The sequence below is a fragment of the Streptomyces sp. NPDC054840 genome (assembly GCF_053611065.1).
Genome location: NZ_JBSGZP010001002.1, coordinates 1 through 1,937, shown reverse-complemented (window position 1 = coordinate 1,937; position 1,937 = coordinate 1). Strand labels below are relative to the sequence as shown.

2 protein-coding genes are annotated in these 1,937 nt (G+C 67.2%); one reads left to right on the top strand and one right to left on the bottom strand.

Annotated features, from left to right (window positions below; all coding sequences use genetic code 11):
* Nucleotides 1-25: 25 nt before the first annotated feature.
* Complete coding sequence (locus ACWGIU_RS36865) at nt 26-844, bottom strand: glutamate ABC transporter substrate-binding protein (protein ID WP_453712433.1); 819 nt, start codon at nt 842-844, stop codon at nt 26-28.
* Nucleotides 845-1,336: 492 nt separating this feature from the next.
* Between ACWGIU_RS36865 and ACWGIU_RS36860 the strand changes: the two genes are divergently transcribed.
* The gene (locus ACWGIU_RS36860) at nt 1,337-1,879 is read left to right on the top strand and encodes a TerD family protein (protein WP_453712432.1); all 543 of its coding nucleotides are present in this window, start codon (nt 1,337-1,339) and stop codon (nt 1,877-1,879) included.
* The last annotated feature ends 58 nt before the right edge of the window (nt 1,880-1,937 follow it).

The window sequence follows — 1,937 nt, the reverse complement described above, 5'->3', positions numbered from 1 at the left end:
GATGCGGCCACCGCCTCCAGGGGCGTCAGCTCACGAGGTTGAGCGCCGGAGCCGGCTCGTACTTGTAGTTCGCGCCGAAGTTCTTCTTCACGGCCGCCTCCCAGGAGCCGTCCGCGACCATCTTCTTCAGCGCGTCGTTGATCTTGCGCTGGAGCTCCTTGTTGTCCTTCTTGACGCCGATGCCGTAGTTCTCGTTGCTCAGGGTCTGGCCGAGCAACTTGAACTTGCCCTCGTTGCCCTTCCGGGCGGCGTACCCGGCCAGGATGGAGTTGTCGGTGGTCATCGCGTCGACCCGGCCCTCCTGGAGCGCGACGACGCAGTCCGCGTAGCCGCTCATCTCCAGCAGGCCCGCCTTGGGGGCGAGGTTCTTGCGGAGGTTCTCGGCCGAGGTGGAGCCGCTGACCGAGCACAGGCTCTTCGCGTTGAGGTCCTCGGCCTTGGTGATCGAACTGTCGTTGGCGCGGGTCATCAGGTCCTGGTGCGCGACGAAATACGGGCCGGCGAAGTCGACCTTCTCCTTGCGCTTTTCGTTGATCGAATAGCTCGCGACGACGAACTTGACCTCGTTGTACTGGAGCAGCAGTTCACGGTCGTTGCTGTAGACCTGCTTGAATTCGATCTTGTCCGGCTTGTAGCCGAGCTCCTTGGCCACGTACGTGGCCACGTCGACGTCGAATCCGGAGAAGGTGCCATCGGTCTCCCGCATGCCTATGCCAGGCTGGTCGAACTTGATCCCGATGGAGAGGGTCCCGTCCCCCTGGTCCCCGTCGTCGAAGACGCACCCGGAGGCGGTCAGGGCGATCGCGATCACTGCGGCGACCGCACCGGCCTGGGGAACCTTCATGCTGCACTCTTTCCTGGGGTACGCGGGACGCGCCACCGGGATCGCCGGGGGCGTGTGGCACCGCGCGAATGTGGGGACGTGGGGACGCGTGTACGAGGAAGCTAGGAAGCGGACGGGCTCACCGTCACTAGATTTGAGCAAAACTTGAGGATAACGATCCGGATAGGCCGCAGATCATGCGGTTGACCCGGCCCGGAGCGGGAGAAAAGGACGGGATCGGGAATGCCCGTGGTGCGACGGGACGAGAATGCGCCGCTATTGGGCGAAAGGGTGCACATCATGTTGTCCGCACTCCGTAGCCGTCCGAATGCGGTACGCGCGTTCCCGCCGGGCGGGGGAATGGCCGCTGCGGCACATGACGGACCACGGCGACCGGGCCGGGGCGAATGAACCGGCCGAAATGGCCGGAAGCGTACGACGTTCGGGCCGGGCCGGGCCGGGGGCTCGTGGGATCATGGACGGGCAAATGCCTGTGAACGAAGGGGGAGTTCGGTGAGCGGTGTACGCAAGGGACTGGCCAAGGTGGAGTTCGCGCTGCGGTGGGACCCCAGCCCGGCGGGCGCGCCCGCGAACGACCTCGACATCGTCGCCGCCGTCTTCGGCGCCGCGGACCTCCACGGGACGCCGGTCCAGCTGGTGCACTTCGGCAGCCGGTCTCCCGACGGAACCATCACCTTGAACCGGGACAGCCATACCGGCCAGGGCTTCGGCTTCGACGAGGTGATGACCATCGAACTGAGCCGGATGGCGGCGGAGTCGAGCCGGGTGGTGGTCGGCGTGGTCATCCAGAACGCCGAAGAAGGCGGCGCGGGCCCTACGAAGACCTTCGCCGACATCGGAGGAACGGGCTTCCGGATCCGCGAGGGCCACACCGACCTCGCCCAGGGAGACTTCGCGGCCGTGACCTCCGCCACCGCGGCCACCGTCGCCGAGTTCACCCGGGACGCCTCGGGCGCCTGGTCCTTCGGCCTGCGGCTGCACGGCTTCCAGGCCGACCCGGAAGTGTTCGCCCGGACCATGGGTTCGCTGAGCTGAGGCCGGCCGCCCGGGCCGGTGCGGAGCCGCACGGATCGGGCGGCGGCCACTCCTGGGG

Excerpts from the sequence above, each read along its gene's own strand:
- ACWGIU_RS36865 (WP_453712433.1), bottom strand. The coding sequence starts at position 844 with ATGAAGGTTCCCCAGGCCGGTGCGGTCGCCGCAGTGATCGCGATCGCC.